The 17,510-nt window shown below is 73.3% G+C and carries 18 protein-coding genes; 8 read left to right on the plus strand and 10 right to left on the minus strand.

Annotated features, from left to right (window positions below; genetic code table 11):
* Window positions 1–89: 89 nt before the first annotated feature.
* Window positions 90–446 carry an MmcQ/YjbR family DNA-binding protein gene (locus tag ACFXGA_RS05465; protein WP_378084620.1) on the minus strand — a complete coding sequence of 119 codons (357 nt, stop codon included), beginning with the start codon at window positions 444–446 and terminating at the stop codon, window positions 90–92.
* 31 nt (window positions 447–477) lie between these two features.
* Between ACFXGA_RS05465 and ACFXGA_RS05470 the strand changes: the two genes are divergently transcribed.
* Window positions 478–870: a hypothetical protein gene (locus ACFXGA_RS05470; RefSeq protein WP_378084622.1), complete on the plus strand. Its 393-nt coding sequence runs from the start codon at window positions 478–480 to the stop codon at window positions 868–870.
* Window positions 871–1,054: 184 nt separating this feature from the next.
* On the opposite strand, the gene uvrB is transcribed toward ACFXGA_RS05470, so the two are convergent.
* On the minus strand, window positions 1,055–3,214 hold the full coding sequence (gene uvrB, locus ACFXGA_RS05475; RefSeq protein ID WP_378084624.1) for an excinuclease ABC subunit UvrB: 2,160 nt from the start codon (window positions 3,212–3,214) through the stop codon (window positions 1,055–1,057).
* A gap of 136 nt (window positions 3,215–3,350) precedes the next feature.
* Window positions 3,351–4,646, minus strand: a complete 1,296-nt coding sequence (locus tag ACFXGA_RS05480) for a DUF5685 family protein (RefSeq protein WP_378084626.1) — start codon at window positions 4,644–4,646, stop codon at window positions 3,351–3,353.
* 53 nt (window positions 4,647–4,699) lie between these two features.
* Here ACFXGA_RS05480 and ACFXGA_RS05485 point away from each other — a divergent pair, with 53 nt between their 5' ends.
* Both ACFXGA_RS05485 and ACFXGA_RS05490 read left to right on the plus strand, forming a co-directional pair.
* Window positions 4,700–5,212, plus strand: a complete 513-nt coding sequence (locus ACFXGA_RS05485; RefSeq protein WP_378084627.1) for a DUF402 domain-containing protein — start codon at window positions 4,700–4,702, stop codon at window positions 5,210–5,212.
* Window positions 5,213–5,349: 137 nt separating this feature from the next.
* Window positions 5,350–5,868 (plus strand): DUF402 domain-containing protein, encoded by a 519-nt coding sequence (locus tag ACFXGA_RS05490; RefSeq protein WP_378084629.1) that lies wholly within the window; start codon window positions 5,350–5,352, stop codon window positions 5,866–5,868.
* Here the strand turns inward: ACFXGA_RS05490 and coaE are convergent.
* The 3 genes from coaE to rpsA form a co-directional block, all read right to left on the minus strand.
* The gene (gene coaE / locus ACFXGA_RS05495) at window positions 5,844–7,022 is read right to left on the minus strand and encodes a dephospho-CoA kinase (RefSeq protein WP_378084631.1); all 1,179 of its coding nucleotides are present in this window, start codon (window positions 7,020–7,022) and stop codon (window positions 5,844–5,846) included. The two genes, ACFXGA_RS05490 and coaE, sit on opposite strands and share 25 nt — an antisense overlap.
* A 28-nt stretch (window positions 7,023–7,050) precedes the next feature.
* Window positions 7,051–7,662, minus strand: a complete 612-nt coding sequence (locus ACFXGA_RS05500; RefSeq protein ID WP_378084633.1) for a hypothetical protein — start codon at window positions 7,660–7,662, stop codon at window positions 7,051–7,053.
* 120 nt (window positions 7,663–7,782) lie between these two features.
* Entirely contained in the window at window positions 7,783–9,276 is a 1,494-nt protein-coding gene (gene rpsA, locus ACFXGA_RS05505; protein WP_378084635.1) for a 30S ribosomal protein S1, read from the minus strand.
* Window positions 9,277–9,466: 190 nt separating this feature from the next.
* Here rpsA and ACFXGA_RS05510 point away from each other — a divergent pair, with 190 nt between their 5' ends.
* From ACFXGA_RS05510 to ACFXGA_RS05530, 5 genes are all read left to right on the plus strand, one after another.
* A complete protein-coding gene (locus ACFXGA_RS05510; RefSeq protein WP_378084637.1) occupies window positions 9,467–10,297 on the plus strand; it encodes a class I SAM-dependent methyltransferase in 831 nt (276 codons plus the stop codon).
* 10 nt (window positions 10,298–10,307) lie between these two features.
* Window positions 10,308–11,231 carry a GNAT family N-acetyltransferase gene (locus tag ACFXGA_RS05515; RefSeq protein WP_378084639.1) on the plus strand — a complete coding sequence of 308 codons (924 nt, stop codon included), beginning with the start codon at window positions 10,308–10,310 and terminating at the stop codon, window positions 11,229–11,231.
* A gap of 92 nt (window positions 11,232–11,323) precedes the next feature.
* On the plus strand, window positions 11,324–11,941 hold the full coding sequence (locus ACFXGA_RS05520) for a hypothetical protein (RefSeq protein WP_378084641.1): 618 nt from the start codon (window positions 11,324–11,326) through the stop codon (window positions 11,939–11,941).
* The gene (locus ACFXGA_RS05525) at window positions 11,938–13,833 is read left to right on the plus strand and encodes a YhgE/Pip family protein (protein WP_378084643.1); all 1,896 of its coding nucleotides are present in this window, start codon (window positions 11,938–11,940) and stop codon (window positions 13,831–13,833) included. Before ACFXGA_RS05520 ends, ACFXGA_RS05525 begins: the two co-directional genes overlap by 4 nt.
* Entirely contained in the window at window positions 13,830–14,423 is a 594-nt protein-coding gene (locus ACFXGA_RS05530; RefSeq protein ID WP_378084644.1) for a TetR/AcrR family transcriptional regulator, read from the plus strand. The genes ACFXGA_RS05525 and ACFXGA_RS05530 overlap by 4 nt, the downstream gene beginning before the upstream one ends.
* Here the strand turns inward: ACFXGA_RS05530 and ACFXGA_RS05535 are convergent.
* The 4 genes from ACFXGA_RS05535 to ACFXGA_RS05550 form a co-directional block, all read right to left on the minus strand.
* Window positions 14,420–14,995 carry a hypothetical protein gene (locus tag ACFXGA_RS05535; RefSeq protein WP_378084646.1) on the minus strand — a complete coding sequence of 192 codons (576 nt, stop codon included), beginning with the start codon at window positions 14,993–14,995 and terminating at the stop codon, window positions 14,420–14,422. The two genes, ACFXGA_RS05530 and ACFXGA_RS05535, sit on opposite strands and share 4 nt — an antisense overlap.
* Window positions 14,992–15,588: an AAA family ATPase gene (locus ACFXGA_RS05540; RefSeq protein ID WP_378084648.1), complete on the minus strand. Its 597-nt coding sequence runs from the start codon at window positions 15,586–15,588 to the stop codon at window positions 14,992–14,994. Before ACFXGA_RS05540 ends, ACFXGA_RS05535 begins: the two co-directional genes overlap by 4 nt.
* Window positions 15,589–15,597: 9 nt before the next feature.
* Window positions 15,598–16,893, minus strand: a complete 1,296-nt coding sequence (locus tag ACFXGA_RS05545) for a Gfo/Idh/MocA family protein (RefSeq protein ID WP_378084650.1) — start codon at window positions 16,891–16,893, stop codon at window positions 15,598–15,600.
* Window positions 16,894–16,967: 74 nt separating this feature from the next.
* Complete coding sequence (locus tag ACFXGA_RS05550) at window positions 16,968–17,471, minus strand: GNAT family N-acetyltransferase (protein WP_378084652.1); 504 nt, start codon at window positions 17,469–17,471, stop codon at window positions 16,968–16,970.
* Between the last annotated feature and the right edge of the window lie 39 nt (window positions 17,472–17,510).

A 17,510-nucleotide genomic window follows, 5' to 3' on the forward strand; every position in this document is an offset into this window, starting at 1 on the left:
GGCGGGTATGTCCCCCGACACGCAAACCCGGCCCTCCCCCCCCCCCCCCCCCCCCCCCCCCCCCGCCCCCCCCGGGGCCCCCCGCCGCGTCATTCGGCCGGGATCGGCCGCCGGGACCTGGGCAGCTTCGCCACCACCAGCTCGTAGGACAGGTCGAGGAGTTCGCGCAGCTCGTCGTCCGGCACCGCGCCGCCGAGCCGGACCCGGTTCCAGCCGTAGCGCCCGACGTAGGCGCTGATCTCGACGTCGTCCGGGTACCGCGCCCGCCACGAGGCGGCCTCCTCGGCCGTCGCGCCGCACTTCACCCCGACCCCGCCGCCGTCCAGGCCGATGAACGCGAAGACCTTGCCGCCGACCTTGCAGCACAGCTCGCCGTCGCCGAACGGGTAGGTCTCCTCGGCGCCGGGCTTGCCGAGGCAGTGCTCGATCACGTCGTCCAACGTCATGGCATCACGCTCATCCCACTAGGGTGCTCGGGTGACTTCCTACACGGACGAGGAGGGTCGGACGCTGCGCACCGCCGTCTTCGGGGCGATGGTGCTGGTGTCGACCGCGGAACCGGGCGCGCTGGACGAGGAGAGCCACGCGGGCATCCGCGCCATGGCGGCGTTCCCGCCGGCCGTGCGCGAGGTGCTGGGCGCGGCGCGACCGGAGCTGCCCGCCGGGTCCGCGGCCGACGTGGAGCGCGGCGTGCTGGCGGCGCTGCGGCGCTCGGTGGCCATCCTGGCCGCCAGGGACCCCGGGGACGCCGAGGCGTTCCGCGCCACCGTGGTCGCGGTGTGCGAGGAGGTCGCCTCGGCGGACGGGCGCGTCGGCGCGGCCGAGGACGCCGTGGTCGACCGGATCCGCGCCGCCGTGGGCGCTGCCTGACCCGGCGGCCGGGTTCCCTCCCGCGCGGCTCGCCACCCCGACCGGGTCCGTCCCACGCGGTTCCCCTTGACCTGGCCCCGGCCCAGGCGGCTCGCCCTTCGCCGTCCCCGGCCGGGTCCGTCCCGCGCAGCTCGGCTTCCGCTAGGCGTCCCCGGCCGGGGTCGTCCCGCGCGGGCCGCCTCCGCTACCTGACGCCGGCCGCGTCCATGCCGCGCAGCTCCTTCTTGAGGTCCTGGATCTCGTCGCGCAGCCTCGCCGCCAGCTCGAACTGCAGCTCGCGGGCCGCGTTCATCATCTGGTCGGTGAGCTGCTGCACGAGGTCGGCCAGCTCGGACCGGGCCATGCCGCTGGTGTTCCGGTCGGCCAGCACGCCGGAACTGGCCCGACCGGACGCGCCCGGGTCGCCGGTGGGCTTCTTGCCGCGCGAGGTGTTGCGGCCCGACCCGCCGGGCGCGATGGCGTCCTCGGCCTCGGCGTAGACCTGCTCCAGGATGTCGGTGATCTTCTTCCGCAACGGCTGCGGGTCGATGCCCCGCTCCTCGTTGTAGGCGATCTGCTTGGCGCGCCGCCGGTTGGTCTCGTCGATGGCGTGCTGCATCGAGTCGGTGATGCGGTCGGCGTACATGTGCACCTGGCCGGACACGTTGCGCGCCGCGCGGCCGATGGTCTGGATCAGGCTCGTGCCGGAGCGGAGGAAGCCCTCCTTGTCCGCGTCGAGGATCGCGACCAGGGACACCTCGGGCAGGTCGAGGCCCTCGCGGAGCAGGTTGATGCCGATCAGCACGTCGTAGTCGCCGAGGCGGAGCTGGCGCAGCAGCTCGACGCGACGCAGCGTGTCGACCTCCGAGTGCAGGTAGCGCACCCGGATGCCCAGTTCGAGCAGGTAGTCGGTGAGGTCCTCGGCCATCTTCTTGGTCAGCGTGGTGACCAGGACCCGCTCGTCCCGCTCGGCCCGCGACCGGATCTCGTGCACCAGGTCGTCGATCTGGCCCTCGGTCGGCTTGACCACGACCTCCGGGTCGACCAGGCCGGTCGGGCGGATGACCTGCTCCACGAACTCGCCGCCGGTCTGGCCCATCTCGTACGGGCCGGGCGTGGCGGAGAGGTAGACGGTCTGGCCGATCCGGTCGGCGAACTCCTCCCAGGTCAGCGGCCGGTTGTCCAGCGCGCTGGGCAGCCGGAAGCCGTGCTCGACCAGGTTGCGCTTGCGCGACGCGTCGCCCTCGTACATGCCGCCGATCTGCGGCACGGTCACGTGCGACTCGTCGATGACCAGCAGGAAGTCGTCCGGGAAGTAGTCGATGAGGGTGGCGGGCGCGCTGCCGGGGCCGCGGTCGTCGATGTGGCGCGAGTAGTTCTCGATGCCGTTGCAGAAGCCGACCTGGCGCATCATCTCGATGTCGTAGGTGGTGCGCATGCGCAGCCGCTGCGCCTCCAGCAGCTTGCCCTGCCGCTCGAGGGTGGCCAGCCGGTCGGCCAGCTCCAGCTCGATGTTGCGGATCGCCTTCTCCATGCGCTCCGGGCCCGCCACGTAGTGCGTGGCCGGGAAGATGCGCAGCTCGTCCACCTCCTTGACCACGTCACCGGTCAGGGGGTGCAGGTAGTAGAGCTTGTCGATCTCGTCGCCGAAGAACTCGACCCGCAGCGCCAGCTCCTCGTACGCGGGGATGATCTCCACCGTGTCGCCGCGGACGCGGAAGGTGCCCCGGTTGAACGCGATGTCGTTGCGCGTGTACTGGATGTCGACCAGGGCGCGCAGCAGCAGGTCGCGCTCGACCTCGACGCCGACCTCCAGCTTGATCGACCGGTCCAGGTACGACTGCGGCGTGCCCAGGCCGTAGATGCACGACACGGACGCGACCACGATCACGTCGCGCCGGGTGAGCAGGCTCATCGTGGCGGAGTGGCGCAGCCGCTCCACGTCCTCGTTGATCGAGGAGTCCTTCTCGATGTAGGTGTCGGTCTGCGGGATGTACGCCTCGGGCTGGTAGTAGTCGTAGTAGCTGACGAAGTACTCCACCGCGTTGTCGGGGAAGAAGCCCTTCAGCTCGTTCGCCAGCTGGGCGGCCAGCGTCTTGTTCGGGGCCATCACCAGCGTGGGCCGCTGCACCTTCTCGACCAGCCACGCGGTGGTGGCCGACTTGCCCGTGCCGGTGGCGCCGAGCAGCACCACGTCCTTCTCCCCGGCGCGGATGCGCCGTTCGAGTTCCGCGATCGCCGCGGGCTGGTCGCCCGCGGGCTGGTAGTCGCTGACCACGCGGAACTTCCCGTCGGTGCGGGGGATGTCACCGACGGGACGATGCGACGAGTGCGCCTTGACCGGGATCTCGGTTGGGAAAGCCACGGGTACGACGGTACGCCGGGGGTCCGACAATTTCCGATCCGGCCCAGGTCAGGTGGGTCACGCGGGTCGCGCGGGACATGTGGGGACCGGGCCGGGGGCGGCGGCGGGATCGAGCGGACACACGGCTGGGGCGGGGTCAGCAGTCGCAGCCGCCGCAGTCGCAGCCCGGACCGCAGTCGCAATTGCACCACGCCTCACGGCGCTTGCCGCTCCACGGGCCGGGGTGCGGGTCGCGGCAGCAGAACTGGCACGTGCCGCACTCGTAGAACGCGGCCAGGCAGCCCAGCAGCACGCCCCGGCTCCGGGGCGGGTGGACGAGCTTCGGCCAGAACCACAGCCCGCTGCCCGGTCCGGGCTCCCGGCCGGCCCGCTTGCCCTTGCCGCCGGACGGCGGGACGGGAGGGTTGCCGCGGCCCGGCGCGGAGGGCGGCGGGACGGGACCGGGCGGCGGCACCCGACCGGCCGGCTGCCACCCCGGCGGCGGCTGGGGGTTGTTGCCGTGCGGGCCGTTCGAGCGCGAGTGGTCCGAGCGCGGGCCGTGGACGTGCGCGTCGTGCGAGCGAGGGTCGTGCGAGCGGGGGCCGTCGAGGTCGGCGAACGCCCGCCGGATCGACTCGCGCACCTCGTGCACCAGCAGCGCGTGCACCAGCCGGTCGTCGGCGAACTCCACCTCCCGCAGGGCCGGCTCGATCCCCAGCGCCGCGTCCTCGCACAACCGCCGCGCCTCGTCCGCCGACGTGCCGGTCGCCACCAGCGGGTTCCACGCGCCGGACGCCCGGTCCTCGGCCAGGTCCTCCACCGCGTCCAGCAGGTGCGCCAGCCGCCCGAACAGCCGCCCCACCTCGCGCAGCGCCGCCGCGTTGCCCGGCCGACCGGCCAGCACCGCGGTCTGCGCCACGGCCTCGCCCGCCGCGGTCTCGGTCGGTTCGGTCACGGTCAGCACGGACGACCCGAGGCCGGCCGCCGCCTCGACCGCCGACTGCCGGCGCACCGCGTCCACCAGCACCGCCGTGTCGAACCCCAGGTCGGAGCCCGTCTCCGCCGCCTGCGCCGCCCACCGCCGCGCCACCTGCCTGCCCACACCGCGCATCGGGGCGCGGGCGAACACGCCGTCGCGGTCGTCCACGTGGTCGCCGACCTTCGCCGACGCCAGCACCAGCGACACCGACGCGGCCAGCCGCGCCCCCGCGCCCGCGGCGACGTCCGCCGACTGCATGCCGCGCAGCGCGCACGGCCCGGCCGACCGCCGCGACCTGCCGGCCTGCGCCTCGACCAGCGCGGAGATCACCAGGCCGTCGTAGTTGGTGACCACGCGGGCCAGGTGGCCGTGGTCGTCGCGCAGCGCCAGGCACAGCCCGCACAGGTGCGCCAGCCACGACTCGCGCAGCTCGGGGCCCAGGCGGTTGCGGCAGGGGCGGATGATGCCGAACATGGCGGGAAGACTAAGCGATCATCCTGCTTTCGGGTGACGAACTCGGGACACTCATGCACATCCACCCGCCGAAGATCGAGTACTTCGACCTCGACGCGAAGAGCAACACCGACCCCAAGGGCCACCTGCGCGGCGTCGAGGAGTACCGGCTGACGCCGCACGGCCTCTACATGTTCCGCCCGGTGCCCGGCCACCCCCGGCTGTCCCACTTCGAGTCGTGGCTGCTGCCCGCGCACGGCCTGCGCGTCACCCGCCAGTCCTGGCACCCCGGCCACGAGTGCGACTACGACCTGTACGTGGACGTGGTGGAGATCAGTTCCAGCGGGTCGGTGTGGAAGACCGTCGACCTGTACCTCGACCTGATCGTGCGCACCGGCCGCAGCGTGACCGTGCTGGACACCGACGAGCTGCTGGTCGCCCTCGACCGCGGCCTCATCCAGCCCGACCGGGCGCAGTGGGCGTTGGAGACGACCTACCGCGCGGTGGCCGGCATCGCCGCGCACGGGCACGACGCGGTGCGCTGGCTCGCGGCCCAGGGAACGATCACCACGTGGCGTCGGCCGTAATACAGAGGGTCACACTCGCTGGTCAACCGCCACCCCAGTACCTTCACCCGATAGTGACCGCATACCACACAGACCGTGATGTAACGAATCGACCTGCTCAGTTACCCGCAGCACACTTCCGGCTACCCTCGGATCGCGTGGGAGCGGTCATCACACCTCAGCTGGTCGACGTGGTCGACACCATCAGCGCAGTTCGGAGCTACTCCAGCGGGACGTCGCGGTACCTGACGACGTGCCGGGTGGAGCCCTGGGGGCTGCGGCTGGAGTGCCCCACGCCGGAGGACCCGTTCTCCGATTCGGAGGTCACCTGGTTGATGCCCGACCTCGGGCTCCGGCTGACCCACCACCGACCCCGCTCCCGCCACGCCCGCAGCGGCCCGAGCGTGCTCAGCGCGGTCCGCGTGCAGCGCGACGGCCGCGCCTGGCGCACCACCGACCTGCTCCTCGGGCTCGCCGTGCCGGGCGGCACCACCGCGCGGATCGTGCGCTGCGAGGAGTTCGCCGCCGCCGTCGCCGGGCGCGTGCTCGGCCCCGACGACGCCGACCAGGCGCTGCGCACCGTGCACCGCACGCTCGAAGAGGTCAGCCTGCACCGGCACGACCTCGGCGCGTGGCTGACCCACCGGGGCATCTACGACGTCTGGCCGTCCCTGTAGAACGCCGCCACGCGCGCCGTCGCCGCAGCCATCCACGGCTCCTTCGACTCGGCGTACCCGAGATCGGTGTCGTCTCCCCGGTGCCGCTCCGCCAGCTCCCGCTTCAGCGCCGCGTACTCGTCCCGCGCCGCCGCGTCGGCCCGCAGCCAGTCGCGGAACCGGATCGCCCAGTTCCACGCCGGACCGCCCTCCACCCTCACGTGCAGGTTGACGCACCGGCCCGGGTCCGCGCCCGAGTGCAGCCGCTTGTGCCAGTCCTCCGGCGCGTGGCCCTCGTGCCGCACGCCGTCCTCGGCGAGTCCCCGGCTCGGGAACCCGGCCTGCGCCAGCGCCTCCTCCAGCTCCGCGGCCTCGGCCAACGACCGCACGCCCAGCTGGAAGTCCAGCACGTCCTTCGCGGGCAGGCCGGGCACGGACGTGGAGCCGATGTGCTCCACCGTGCGGCCGCCCGCGGCCAACCCGATGCGCGCCGCGACCCGCCGGGCCTGCGCCGGCCACGTCTCGTCGTACGGCACCACGACCGGCGGGCCGTAGGGGGCGTGGCGGCGCAGCCGGACGTTCGACTCGTACCGCACCAGCCGGTCCGCCCACAGCGCGTCCACCCGGGCCAGCACCACGTCGGGCGTGCCGGAGTTGTCCAGCCACACGTCCGCCACGGCCCGGCGGCGCTGGTCGTCGGCCTGCGCGGCGATGCGCCTGCGCGCGTCCTCCTCCGGCAGGCCCCGGTCCCGCAGCCGGACCAGGCGCTGGTCGAGGTCCGCGTGCACGATCAGGACCAGGTGGTAGAGCGGGGCCATGTCCTTCTCCACCAGCAGCGGCACGTCGTGCACCACGACCGCGTCCGGTGGCGCGGCCGCGATCAGCTCGGCCGTGCGGGCGGCGATCCTCGGGTGCGTGATGCCGTTCAGCGTGGCCAGGGCCCGCTCGTCGCCGAACACCCTCGCCGCGAGCGCCGGCCGGTCCAGCGCGCCGTCCGGGCCCAGCACCTCCGCGCCGAACGCCTCCACGACCTCGCGCAGCCCGTCGGTGCCCGGCGCGACCACCTCGCGCGCCAGCACGTCGGCGTCGATCACCACCGCGCCGTGCTCGGCGAGCCTGCCCGCCACCGTCGACTTGCCCGACCCGATTCCCCCGGAGAGGCCCACGCGCAACATGGCGACCAGCCTGCCACGCGGCGGATCGTCAGGAGCCCTCGACGGGGGTCATGGACTGCTGGGCGATCGCGGCCAGGAAGCCGCCGATCGCGTCGTCGGGCAGGACGCCCGCCTTGGCGCGGGCCACGAACGTCGTCTTGCCGAGCCACCCCATGAGCAGCCGCTCGTCCTTGGTGGTGACGAGTTGGCCCTTCCGCCTGCTCACGTCGACCTCCTTGACCGTGCCGCCCTCCTGCCGTTCGGCGGCCACGCTCTCCTCGACCCGGCCCTTCGCGGTGGGCTCGTCGGTGTAGGTGGCCAGGCCGACGATCACCGGCGCGGCCGTGAGCGGCTGGCGCTCCGGCACCCCGTAGTAGCAGTCGATCTTGCCGGTGCGGCCGAGCGACGGCTCGGGGATGCCGATGATCGTCTTCAGCTCGCCCGGCAGCTCGCGCCCGAGCTTCTGGTTGAACACCTCGACCGGGACGACCAGCTCGCAGTCGTCGGGGATCGGGCGGTCCACCATCTGCGGGATGCGGCTGATCGTGGTGGGCGGCAGGATCGTCGGGATCTGCGGCTGGGTCACGGGCTGGGGCTGCACGGCGGCGCACCCCGCGCACGCGAGCACCGCAACCGCCGTCGCCAGCACCGTTTTCCGCACGCTCATAGGATGCTCAACTTAGCGCACGGCAACGCTTTCCCGCCCTGATCGGGTGAACGACGATCGCCCCCCGCCCGAGGTGGGCGAGGGGCGATGCGTCAGTCAGTCGACCGGTGCGGCTCAGGCGCCGCCCGACAGCTTCTCGCGGAGCGCGGCGAGCTGCTCGTCGCTGGCCAGGGTGCCGCCGGCCTGGGCCGGGGCGCCCGTGCTGGACGACGCGGCGGCGGGGGCGTCACCACCGGAGGAGTAGTTGGTCTCCCCGGCGGCCTCCTCCTCGGCGGCGGCGGCCTTGGCGACCTGCTTCATGTGGGCCTCGTAGCGCGTGTGGGCCTCGGCGTACTGCCGCTCCCACTCCTCGCGCTGCTTGTCGAAGCCTTCCTGCCACTCCTGGGTCTCCGGGTCGAAGCCCTCGGGGTAGATGTAGTTGCCCTGCTCGTCGTACTCGGCGGCCATGCCGTACTGGGTCGGGTCGAACTCGGAGTCGACCGTGAAGCCCTCGTTGGCCTGCTTGAGCGACAGCGAGATGCGGCGGCGGTCCAGGTCGATGTCGATGACCTTGACCATGACGTCGTCGCCGACCTGCACGACCTGCTCCGGGATCTCCACGTGGCGCTCGGCCAGCTCGGAGATGTGGACCAGGCCCTCGATGCCCTCGTCCACCCGGACGAACGCGCCGAACGGCACGAGCTTGGTGACCTTGCCCGGCACGATCTGGCCGATCGCGTGGGTGCGGGCGAACTGGCGCCACGGGTCTTCCTGCGTCGCCTTGAGCGACAGCGACACGCGCTCGCGCTCCATGTCGACGTCCAGGACCTCGACCGTGACCTCCTGGCCGACCTCGACGACCTCGGACGGGTGGTCGATGTGCTTCCAGGACAGCTCCGAGACGTGCACCAGGCCGTCCACGCCACCCAGGTCCACGAAGGCGCCGAAGTTGACGATGGAGGACACGACGCCCTTGCGGACCTGGCCCTTCTGCAGCTGGTTGAGGAACTCGCTGCGGACCTCGGACTGGGTCTGCTCCAGCCACGCGCGGCGGGACAGGACCACGTTGTTGCGGTTCTTGTCCAGCTCGATGATCTTCGCCTCGAGCTCGCGGCCCACGTAGGGCTGCAGGTCGCGGACGCGACGCATCTCGACCAGGGAGGCGGGGAGGAAGCCGCGCAGGCCGATGTCCAGGATCAGGCCGCCCTTGACGACCTCGATGACCGTGCCCTTGACGGGCTCGTCCTTCTCCTTGAGGGCCTCGATGGTGCCCCACGCGCGCTCGTACTGGGCGCGCTTCTTGGAGAGGATCAGCCGACCTTCCTTGTCCTCCTTCTGGAGAACCAGGGCCTCGACCTCGTCACCGACCTTGACGACCTCGTTCGGGTCGACGTCGTGCTTGATCGACAACTCGCGCGAGGGGATGACACCCTCGGTCTTGTAGCCGATGTCGAGCAGGACCTCGTCCCGGTCGACCTTGACGATGGTGCCCTCGACGATATCGCCATCGTTGAAGTACTTGATGGTCTTGTCGATGGCGGCGAGGAAGTCCTCCTCCGTCCCGATATCGTTGATAGCGACCTGCTTCGGCGCAGCGGCGACCGGGACAGTGGTGGTGTCGGTGGACATTAGGTAGGTGGCTCCGGTACGGATTGGGGTTTGTGGCCTGCGGGTTCAACGCTACGCGGAGGGCGCGCCCACCGCGAAGACCCACTCGGCGGAGACCAGGCGATCGAGGACAGCGCGAACCCACTACGCGGGCGATATCGTACGCGGTTCGAAGCTCGCCGGGCAAACCGGCACCCTTGAATGGAGCAGTGTGTCCGACCAGCACGCGAGCGCCGAACTGGCGCTCGGCACCACCGGCATCGCCAAGCGGGGCGTGGACGCGGCCGAGTCGCGCGCGGCCAACCGCCTCTGGTGGGACGCCGACGCCGACGACTACCACGCCGAGCACGGCGACTTCCTGGGCGCGGCCGACTTCGTCTGGTGCCCCGAGGGCGTCCGCGAGGAGGAGGTCGGCTACCTCGGCGACGTGCGCGGGCGCCGGGTGCTGGAGGTGGGCTGCGGCTCCGCGCCGTGCGCGCGGTGGCTGACCGCCCGGGGCGCGCGGGCGGTGGCCTTCGACCTCTCGGCCGGGATGCTGCGGCACGCGGTGGCGGCGAACGCGGCCACCGGGGTGGCCGTGCCGCTGGTGCAGGCCAGCGCCGACCAGCTGCCGTTCGCGTCGGGCAGCTTCGACGCGGCCTGCTCGTCGTTCGGCGCGGTGCCGTTCGTGGCGGACGTGGGCGAGGTCTTCCGCGAGGTGGCGCGGGTGCTGCGGCCGGGCGCGCCGTGGGTGTTCTCCGTGACTCACCCGATCAGGTGGATTTTCCCGGACGACCCGGGCCCCACCGGCCTCACCGTCACCCAGTCGTACTTCGACCGCACGCCGTACGTCGAGGTGGACGACGCCGGCCGGGCGACGTACGTGGAGCACCACCGGACCACCGGTGACTACGTGCGGGCGCTCGTCGGCGCGGGGCTGGAGCTGCTGGACGTGGTGGAGCCGGAGTGGCCCGCCGGCCACACCCGCACGTGGGGCCAGTGGAGCCCGCTGCGCGGGCGGCTGTTCCCGGGCACCGCGATCTTCCGGACGCGCAAGCCGTAGCCTGCCTGGCATGACCGTCGGTCAAGGGCTGGTGGAGGCGCAGAGCGCGCGCTTCGCGAGCGTCGACCCGCTGCTGCCGGCCGTGGTCGCGCCGCCGGACGGCGACGTCATCACCGCGGCGCTGCCGGACGGCACGAGGGTCGCGGGCGTGCTCCAGCGCCAGGTGCACGACCGGCGGTCGCCGGCCCGGCTGTGGTCGGCCACCGAGGTGTGGGAGCTGACGCCGCTGCTGGGCGCGGCCGGCGCGGCGGGCATGGACGTGCTGCTGCGGGCCTGGCGCAAGCGCCTCGACCTGCTGCGACCCGCCGAACGGGACTCGGCGTGCGTGCTGACCTGGCCGAGCCGGGACGCGGAGGCGACGCGGGCGCTGCTGGACCACGGGCTGGTGCCGCTGACCGTGATCGCGGTGCGGCAGGCGCCCCCGCCGCCCGCGCCGACCGGGGTGGCGATCCGCCGGGCCACGCCCGCCGACCTGGAGACGGTGCTCACCCTCGCGCTCGCCGAGCTGCGCTACTCGTCCATGGTCGGCTCGACGGTGCACCGGCCGGACGCGGCGGAGCTGAAGCGGCGGACCCTCGCCGAGCGGCTGGTGACGGGCGGGCCGGCGTGGCTCGCGGAGCGGGACGGCATCGCGGTGGCCCTGGCCGAGTGCGCGGTGGTGACCTCGGAGCCGGGGAACTGGACCGCGACCAGGCTGCCGCACGGTCGCTGGGGGTACGTGAACTGCGTCTCGGTGCTGCCGGGCGCCCGCGGCGCGGGGGTGGGCCGCCGGCTGATGGCGCACGCCCACCGGGAGCTGCACCGGCTGGGCACGGTGGGCACCTACCTCTACTACAACCCGCCGAACCCGTTGTCCTCGGTGTTCTGGCCCCGGCAGGGCTATCGTCCACTGTGGACGATGTGGGAGGTCCGGCCGGCCGGGGCGCTGCGCTAGCCGCGCGCCACGTCACACCACGTCGGGTTGCGAGGCGCCCTCACCCGGGCCACTATTTGAACTGACCAGTCAGTTCAAAAGGAGGTCGCACGGTGCGCATCCACGCTCGGCGCGTCGGCGTCACCGGGCCGCACGGCCCGCTGCTCAAGCCGACGTCGCTGCTGGTCGAGCCGGGTCGGCTGGTGCTGGTGGCGGGCGAGCCGGGGGCCGGGCAGACCGCGCTCGGCCTGGTGCTCTCCGGCCGCATGCACCCGACCACCGGCACCGTCACGCCGTCGGCCGCCGAGTTGCGCGAGCACGTCGTGCTGGTCGACTCCCCCGGCGTCAGCGAGCCCGAGCCCGCCCTGACCCTGGCCGCCGTGGTCGGCGAGGAGCTGGCCGTCAACGGTGCGCGCAGCGGCCGCAAGGCGGTGGCCGACTGGCTGGTCGAGCGGGGCGCGGACGAGCACCTGGACGCGCGGTTCGAGCAGGTCCCGGCCGCCACGCGGTGCGCGCTGATGCTGGAGCTGGCCGCCGGCCGCCCCGGCGCGACCACCCTCGTGCTGGACAGCCCCGACCGCTACCACGGCGACCCGGAGGGGTGGGTCGGGCTGGCCCGCCGGCACGTCACGCCCGACCGGTCCGTCGTCGCCCTGTGCACCACCACCAGCGCCGCCGTGCTCGACGTGCCCGTCGCGCGGATCGGCGCGGACAACGAGGAGCCCGAGTGACCTCCGTGCGGATGGCGTTCAACGAGCTGCGCCGCGTCACCTCCGGCAAGCTGCCCAAGCTCGCCGTGCTGGCGCTGGTCCTGGTGCCGCTGCTGTACGCGGCGCTGTACCTGTACGCCAACAAGGACCCGTACGCGCACCTCAACCAGGTGCCCGCGGCCCTGGTCGTGGAGGACGAGGGCGCGACCGCGAGCGACGGCACCCGCCTGGACGCGGGCGAGCAGGTCGCCGACGAGCTGGTCCGGGGCGACCGGTTCGACTGGCGCCGGGTCGACGCCGAGCAGGCCGAGGACGGCGTGCGCAACGGCGCCTACACGTTCGCGCTGACCCTGCCCTCGGACTTCTCCAAGTCGCTGCTGTCGTCGGGCGACTTCACGCCCCGGCAGGGCGTCATCGTGCTGACGACCAACGACGCGAACAACTACCTCGGCTCGACCATCGCCAACCAGGTCGTGGCCGAGGTGCGCCGGTCGGTGTCGGTGAAGGTGGGCGCGGAGGCCGCGGACAAGCTGCTGCTCGGCTTCTCCACCATCCGGCAGAAGACCGCCGAGGCCGCCGACGGCGCGACCAGGCTCGCCTCGGGCCAGCAGGACGCGTACACCGGCGCGCAGCAGCTCGCCGACGGCACGGCGCCCCTGGCCGACGGCGCCGCGCAGCTCGCGTCGGGCCTGACCCGGCTGCGCGACTCGACGGCCGACCTGCCGGTCCGGTCCCAGCAGCTCGCGTCCGGGGCCAAGCAGGTCGCCGACGGCAACGAGACCGTCGCCCGGACCGCCGAGGACTACGCCGCCAAGGCGCAGGACCTGGTCAACCGGCTGGACGCGGTCAACGGCGACGTGGCGACCAGGCTGCGCGCGCTCGGGTTCACCGAGGAGCAGGTGCAGCGCGTGCTCGGTGCCCTGGGCGAGGCCCGCCGCCCCCTGGACGAGGCCAACGGCAAGGTTCAGGGCACGGCCGGGCAGCTGCGCGCGCTGGCCGACGGCGCGCGGCAGGTGTCCGACGGCGCGGCGCAGCTCGCCGCGAGCACGCCGGCGCTCACCAGCGCCATCACCCAGCTGAACGACGGCGCGGCGCAGGTGTCGTCGGGGGCGGCGCAGGTCCGCGACGGCGCGGTGCGGCTGCGGGACGGCGAGGCGCAGCTCGTGGACGGCGCGAACCGGCTGCGCGACGGGCTGAACGAGGGCGTCTCGCAGATCCCGAACCCGGACGACCCGACCCGCGAGTCGACCGCGCAGACCATCGGCGACCCGGTGAACGTGCGCGGGGTGAGCCAGACCTCGGCGGGCAGCTACGGCGCCGGGCTCGCGCCGTTCTTCCTCGGCCTGGCGACCTGGATCGGCGCGTTCGTGCTGTTCCTGCTGCTGCGACCGCTGTCGCGGCGCGGGCTCGCGGCCGGCCGGTCGCCGTTGCGGGTCGCGGTGGGCGGCTGGCTGCCGGGCGTGCTGCTGGGCGCGGCGCAGGTCGTGGTGATGTACGCGGTGGTCACGCTGGTGGTGGACATCCGGCCGGCGAACCCGGTGGGCGCGCTGGCGTTCCTGCTGCTGGTGTCGGCGACGTTCGTGGCCGTGCTGCACGCGCTGAACGCCCTGTTCGGCGCGGTCGGCAAGTTCATCGGCCTGGTGCTGCTGATCCTGCAGCTGGTGAGCGCGGGCGGCACGTTCCCGTGGCAGACGATCCCCGTGCCGCTGTACCCGCTGCACTACGGGCTGCCCATGGGCTACGCGGTGGACGGCCTGCGGCACCTCATGTACGGGGGCTCGCTGGGCGGTGTGGGCCGGGACGCGCTCGTCCTCGCGGGGTACCTGGTGGCGGCCCTTGCCTTGACGACGCTCGCCGCGTACAAGCAGCGGGTGTGGACGCCCACCCGCCTCAAACCCGAACTGGTGCTGTGACCGGCCCGCGGCCCGGCCGCACCGCCGTGACCAAGCAGAAGCTGTTCGACGCCGCGCTGCGGCTGGTCGGCGAGCGGGGCGCGGCGAGCGTCACGGTGGACGAGATCGCCGCCGAGGCGGGCGTGGCGAAGGGCACCGTCTACTACAACTTCGCCAGCAAGGACGCGCTGGTCGACGCGCTGCTGCGGCACGGGGTGGACCTCCTGGCCGCGCGGCTGCGCGCGGCCGAGGAGGAGGACGACACGTCCGCCGCGATGGCGTCGCTGGTGGACGGGATGCTCGGGTTCTTCGCCGAGTACCCGGCGTTCGGGCAGCTGCTGGTGTCGGAGCTGTGGCGCACGCCGGGCCAGTGGCACGGCACGTTGAGCCTGCTGCGCGACGACATCGTGTCCATCGTGCGCGGCCAGGTGCAGCGCCTGGCCGACGCCGGGCGGCTGCCCGGGGGCGTGCAGGTGGGCACGGCGTCGGCGGCGTTGTTCGGCACGCTGCTGGTGACCGCGCTGGACTGGCAGGTGTTCCAGCCCGAGCGCAGCCTGGCCGACGTGCGCGAATCGGTGTTGTCGCTGGTCCGGGGCCTGCGGTCGGACTAGTGCCGCATGACCCAGGTGTCCACCTCGCCCACCTGGTGCACCGACGGCGGACGGCCGTCCAGGGCCCGCCGCACCGCCTCCAGCACGCCGACCGACGCCTCCTCGTGGCTGAGCCAGCGGGTGCCGCCGCCGTGCCGGGTGAAGCCCAGCACGACCTGCTGCGTCGGGTGGCCCTCCAGCACCGGGTCGGACACGCCCCGCACCGGCTGGATGGCGCCGCTGTCGTGCACCTCGACCACCGGCGCGCCCGGCGCGAGCAGGGGCGCGACGGCCCGCAGCACCGGTTCCCGGTAGCTCGCGTGCACCCAGGCGACCAGCAGGTCGGCCGGCCCGTCCACCACCGCCCGGACGCGGTCGGCCAGCTCGTCGGGTCTGGTCCAGTCGGCGGCCACCGCCACCCGCTGCCGCGGCACGTGGCCGCGCCCGCGCAGGGCCGCCGTCGCCGCGCTGCCCAGCACCCCCTCGGGCCGCCGGCAGGGCAGGACCACCCGCCACCCCTGCGCGACCAACTCGTCCGCGCACCCCTTGAGCATCCCCGTGCCGCCCAGCACCAACGCCGTCCGCTCGCTCATCGCACCGACTCCTCGCCGCGCTCCGCGGCCCGCCGCAGCGGGCCGGACCACCATTGGTCGACCTCACGCTGCCCGCGCAGCCGCACCACCGCCAGCCGGTCCGCGTGCGCTCCCCCGAGCACCTCGCGGACCCGCTCGCCGGTGCGGGCGTGCGACCTCCAGGCCCACCGCAGCAGGTGTTCGGGATCGGTGAACACCGTGCGCAGCGGTGGTTCGACGTTGCCGTTCCACAGCTCCTCGCGGCGGATCCGGCGCCGCACCGTCCGCACGGTGACCCGGCGCATCACCACGTGCCGCGGGTGGTCCAGCCAGACCAGCGTGTCGGCGTGCTCCAGGAGCAGCGGCCGGGCCAGGCTGTACTGCCACTCCGTGGCCCACGCGTCGCCCTTGACGAACCGGCGCACGTCGGCGAGGAACTCCGCCCTGGGGGTCCACTGTGGACCGTGGTACAGCGAGTCCATCTCCACATAGGACAGACCGAGGGCGCGCGCGACGGAACCCGCCAGGGTCGTCTTGCCGGAGCCGGACGTGCCCGTGACGAGCACCCGGCGCGGCGGGTGCGGCAACTCGTCGGCTGGTCCCAGGAGCGGCACCCGGCCAGGCTACCGCCAACCGCCGTCGAACAACTCCGCCACGCGCACGGGCCGCCCGGTCTCCAGGCTGCGGTTGGCCGCGAACCCGGCGACCAGCGACAGCAGGCCGTCGCGGTGCGTGGCCCGGCGGCCCAGCGGGTCGGGCTGCCCCGGCGGCCCGTAGAGCACCTCGGTCATCCGCGCGTCCGCGCCGCCGTGCCCGACGCCGTCGGACCCCTCCAGGGGGATCTCCTCCGCTCGTCCGAACAGCGGCTGCACGGTCAGCCGGACGTGCCCCTCCTCGGGGTTGGCCTCCTTGCCGTGCACGGCCGGCTGCTGCCCGCCGACCCAGCTGTTCTCCACCACCTCCAGCTCCAGCCGGCCGCGGCTGCCGTTGACCATCAGCCGGTAGCCCTCCCACGGCGAGTAGGCCGTGAGGTGGTAGGTCAGGTTGGTCCCGTCGGCGTAGCGCAGCAGCACCGAGATGTCGTCCTCAATGGACACACCCGGCGCGAACGGGTTCCGGTCGCGGACGTAGCCGTCCTCGTGCTCGGCGTCGAGGTAGAGCCGGCGCAGCCAGTCGTCGCGCTCGACGTGCAGCGCGAACGGGTCGTCCAGCGCCTCCGGCGAACCGTGCACCCGGTCGTAGGGGCGGTGGTTGCCGTGGCGCCTGCCGTTCTCGTCGCCGTAGAAGAACAGCCGGCCGTGGGCGTAGACGACCTCGGGCGTCGAGCCGACCCACCAGTTGAGGAGGTCGAAGTGGTGCGTGGCCTTGTGCACCGCCAGGCCGCCGGAGTTGGCCTTGTCGCGGTGCCAGCGGCGGAAGTAGTCGGCGCCGTGGCGGACGTCGAGCAGCCACTCGAAGTGCACCGAGCCGATCTCGCCGACCGCGCCGCCCGCCAGCAGCTCGCGGACCTTCTCGTGGACCGGGTTGTACCGGTAGTTGAACGTGACGGTGACCCGGCCGCCGGTGCGCTCGACGGCGTCGAAGACCTTGCCCGCGCCGGCCTCGTCGACGGTCATGGGCTTCTCGGTGATGACGTCGCAGCCCGCGTCCAGCGCCTCGACGATGTAGGTGTCGTGGTGGCGGTCGACGGTGCAGACGACGACCACGTCCACCCGTTCGGCCTCGATCATCCGGAGGAAGTCGCCGGCGGCGTAGGTCGGCACGGGCCGGTCGAGGCGCGCGTTGTGCGCGGCCATGCGGACGGGGTTGACGTCGCAGAACGCGACCAGCTCGCCCTGCCCGGGGTGTCCGACGACGGCGTCGACGTGCAGCTCGGCCCGCGCGCCGGCGCCCACGACCGCGTAACGCCTCCGTGCCATGCCAGCCTCCTGGTAAGCGTTTTCCACACGCTATCCCGCGCGGGCCGGAGGGCGTCAAGCCCGACTGCCGCCCCTCACCACCGCAGGTCCGCCACCAGCTCCTCGTGGGTCAGCTCGAACGTCAGCGGGTAGCTGACCCGGATCACGTCGTCCTCCTCCCGGACCAGGCGCGCGCCGGGGAACACGCGCCCGACCAGGCGCAGCATCGGCTCGTTCTCCCCCAGCACGTCGCCGTGCAGCTCGGTGTAGCGCAGGTCCGTGGCGAGCCGGCCCAGTTCGGTGATGAGCCGGGTGCCGACGCCCCTGCGCTGCCACGGGTCCACCACGGCGAGCGCGATCTCGGCGGTGTCGTCGCCGGTGGCGATCAGGCGGGCGATGCCGATCGGCGCGCGGCGGCACTCGGCGACGACCGCGACCTTGCGCCGGCCGTCGAGGTCGGTGAGGCGGCGGCGCATCTCGGCGGTGAGCCGCGGCACCGGGGCGTGGAAGCGCAGGTAGCGGCTGCGCGCGGACAGGCCGTGGAACACGGCGTCGACGGCGCGGCCCGCCTCGGCGGCGTGCAGTTCGCGGACCCTCATGACGAACGACCCCCTGAGTTCGGATTCCGAACCCTAGCT

It is taken from the genome of Actinosynnema sp. NPDC059335 (assembly GCF_042752395.1).
In the GTDB taxonomy this organism is placed as follows: domain Bacteria; phylum Actinomycetota; class Actinomycetes; order Mycobacteriales; family Pseudonocardiaceae; genus Actinosynnema.

What these genes read in the sequence shown, in the direction of transcription:
- ACFXGA_RS05480 (WP_378084626.1), bottom strand. Translation starts at nt 4,646, where the DNA reads ATGTTCGGCATCATCCGCCCCTGCCGCAACCGCCTGGGCCCCGAGCTG.
- ACFXGA_RS05515 (WP_378084639.1), top strand. Translation starts at nt 10,308, where the DNA reads ATGACCGTCGGTCAAGGGCTGGTGGAGGCGCAGAGCGCGCGCTTCGCG.
- rpsA (WP_378084635.1), bottom strand. Translation starts at nt 9,276, where the DNA reads ATGTCCACCGACACCACCACTGTCCCGGTCGCCGCTGCGCCGAAGCAG.
- ACFXGA_RS05545 (WP_378084650.1), bottom strand. Translation starts at nt 16,893, where the DNA reads ATGGCACGGAGGCGTTACGCGGTCGTGGGCGCCGGCGCGCGGGCCGAG.
- coaE (WP_378084631.1), bottom strand. Translation starts at nt 7,022, where the DNA reads ATGTTGCGCGTGGGCCTCTCCGGGGGAATCGGGTCGGGCAAGTCGACG.
- ACFXGA_RS05550 (WP_378084652.1), bottom strand. Translation starts at nt 17,471, where the DNA reads ATGAGGGTCCGCGAACTGCACGCCGCCGAGGCGGGCCGCGCCGTCGAC.
- ACFXGA_RS05535 (WP_378084646.1), bottom strand. Translation starts at nt 14,995, where the DNA reads ATGAGCGAGCGGACGGCGTTGGTGCTGGGCGGCACGGGGATGCTCAAG.
- ACFXGA_RS05485 (WP_378084627.1), top strand. Translation starts at nt 4,700, where the DNA reads ATGCACATCCACCCGCCGAAGATCGAGTACTTCGACCTCGACGCGAAG.
- ACFXGA_RS05465 (WP_378084620.1), bottom strand. Translation starts at nt 446, where the DNA reads ATGACGTTGGACGACGTGATCGAGCACTGCCTCGGCAAGCCCGGCGCC.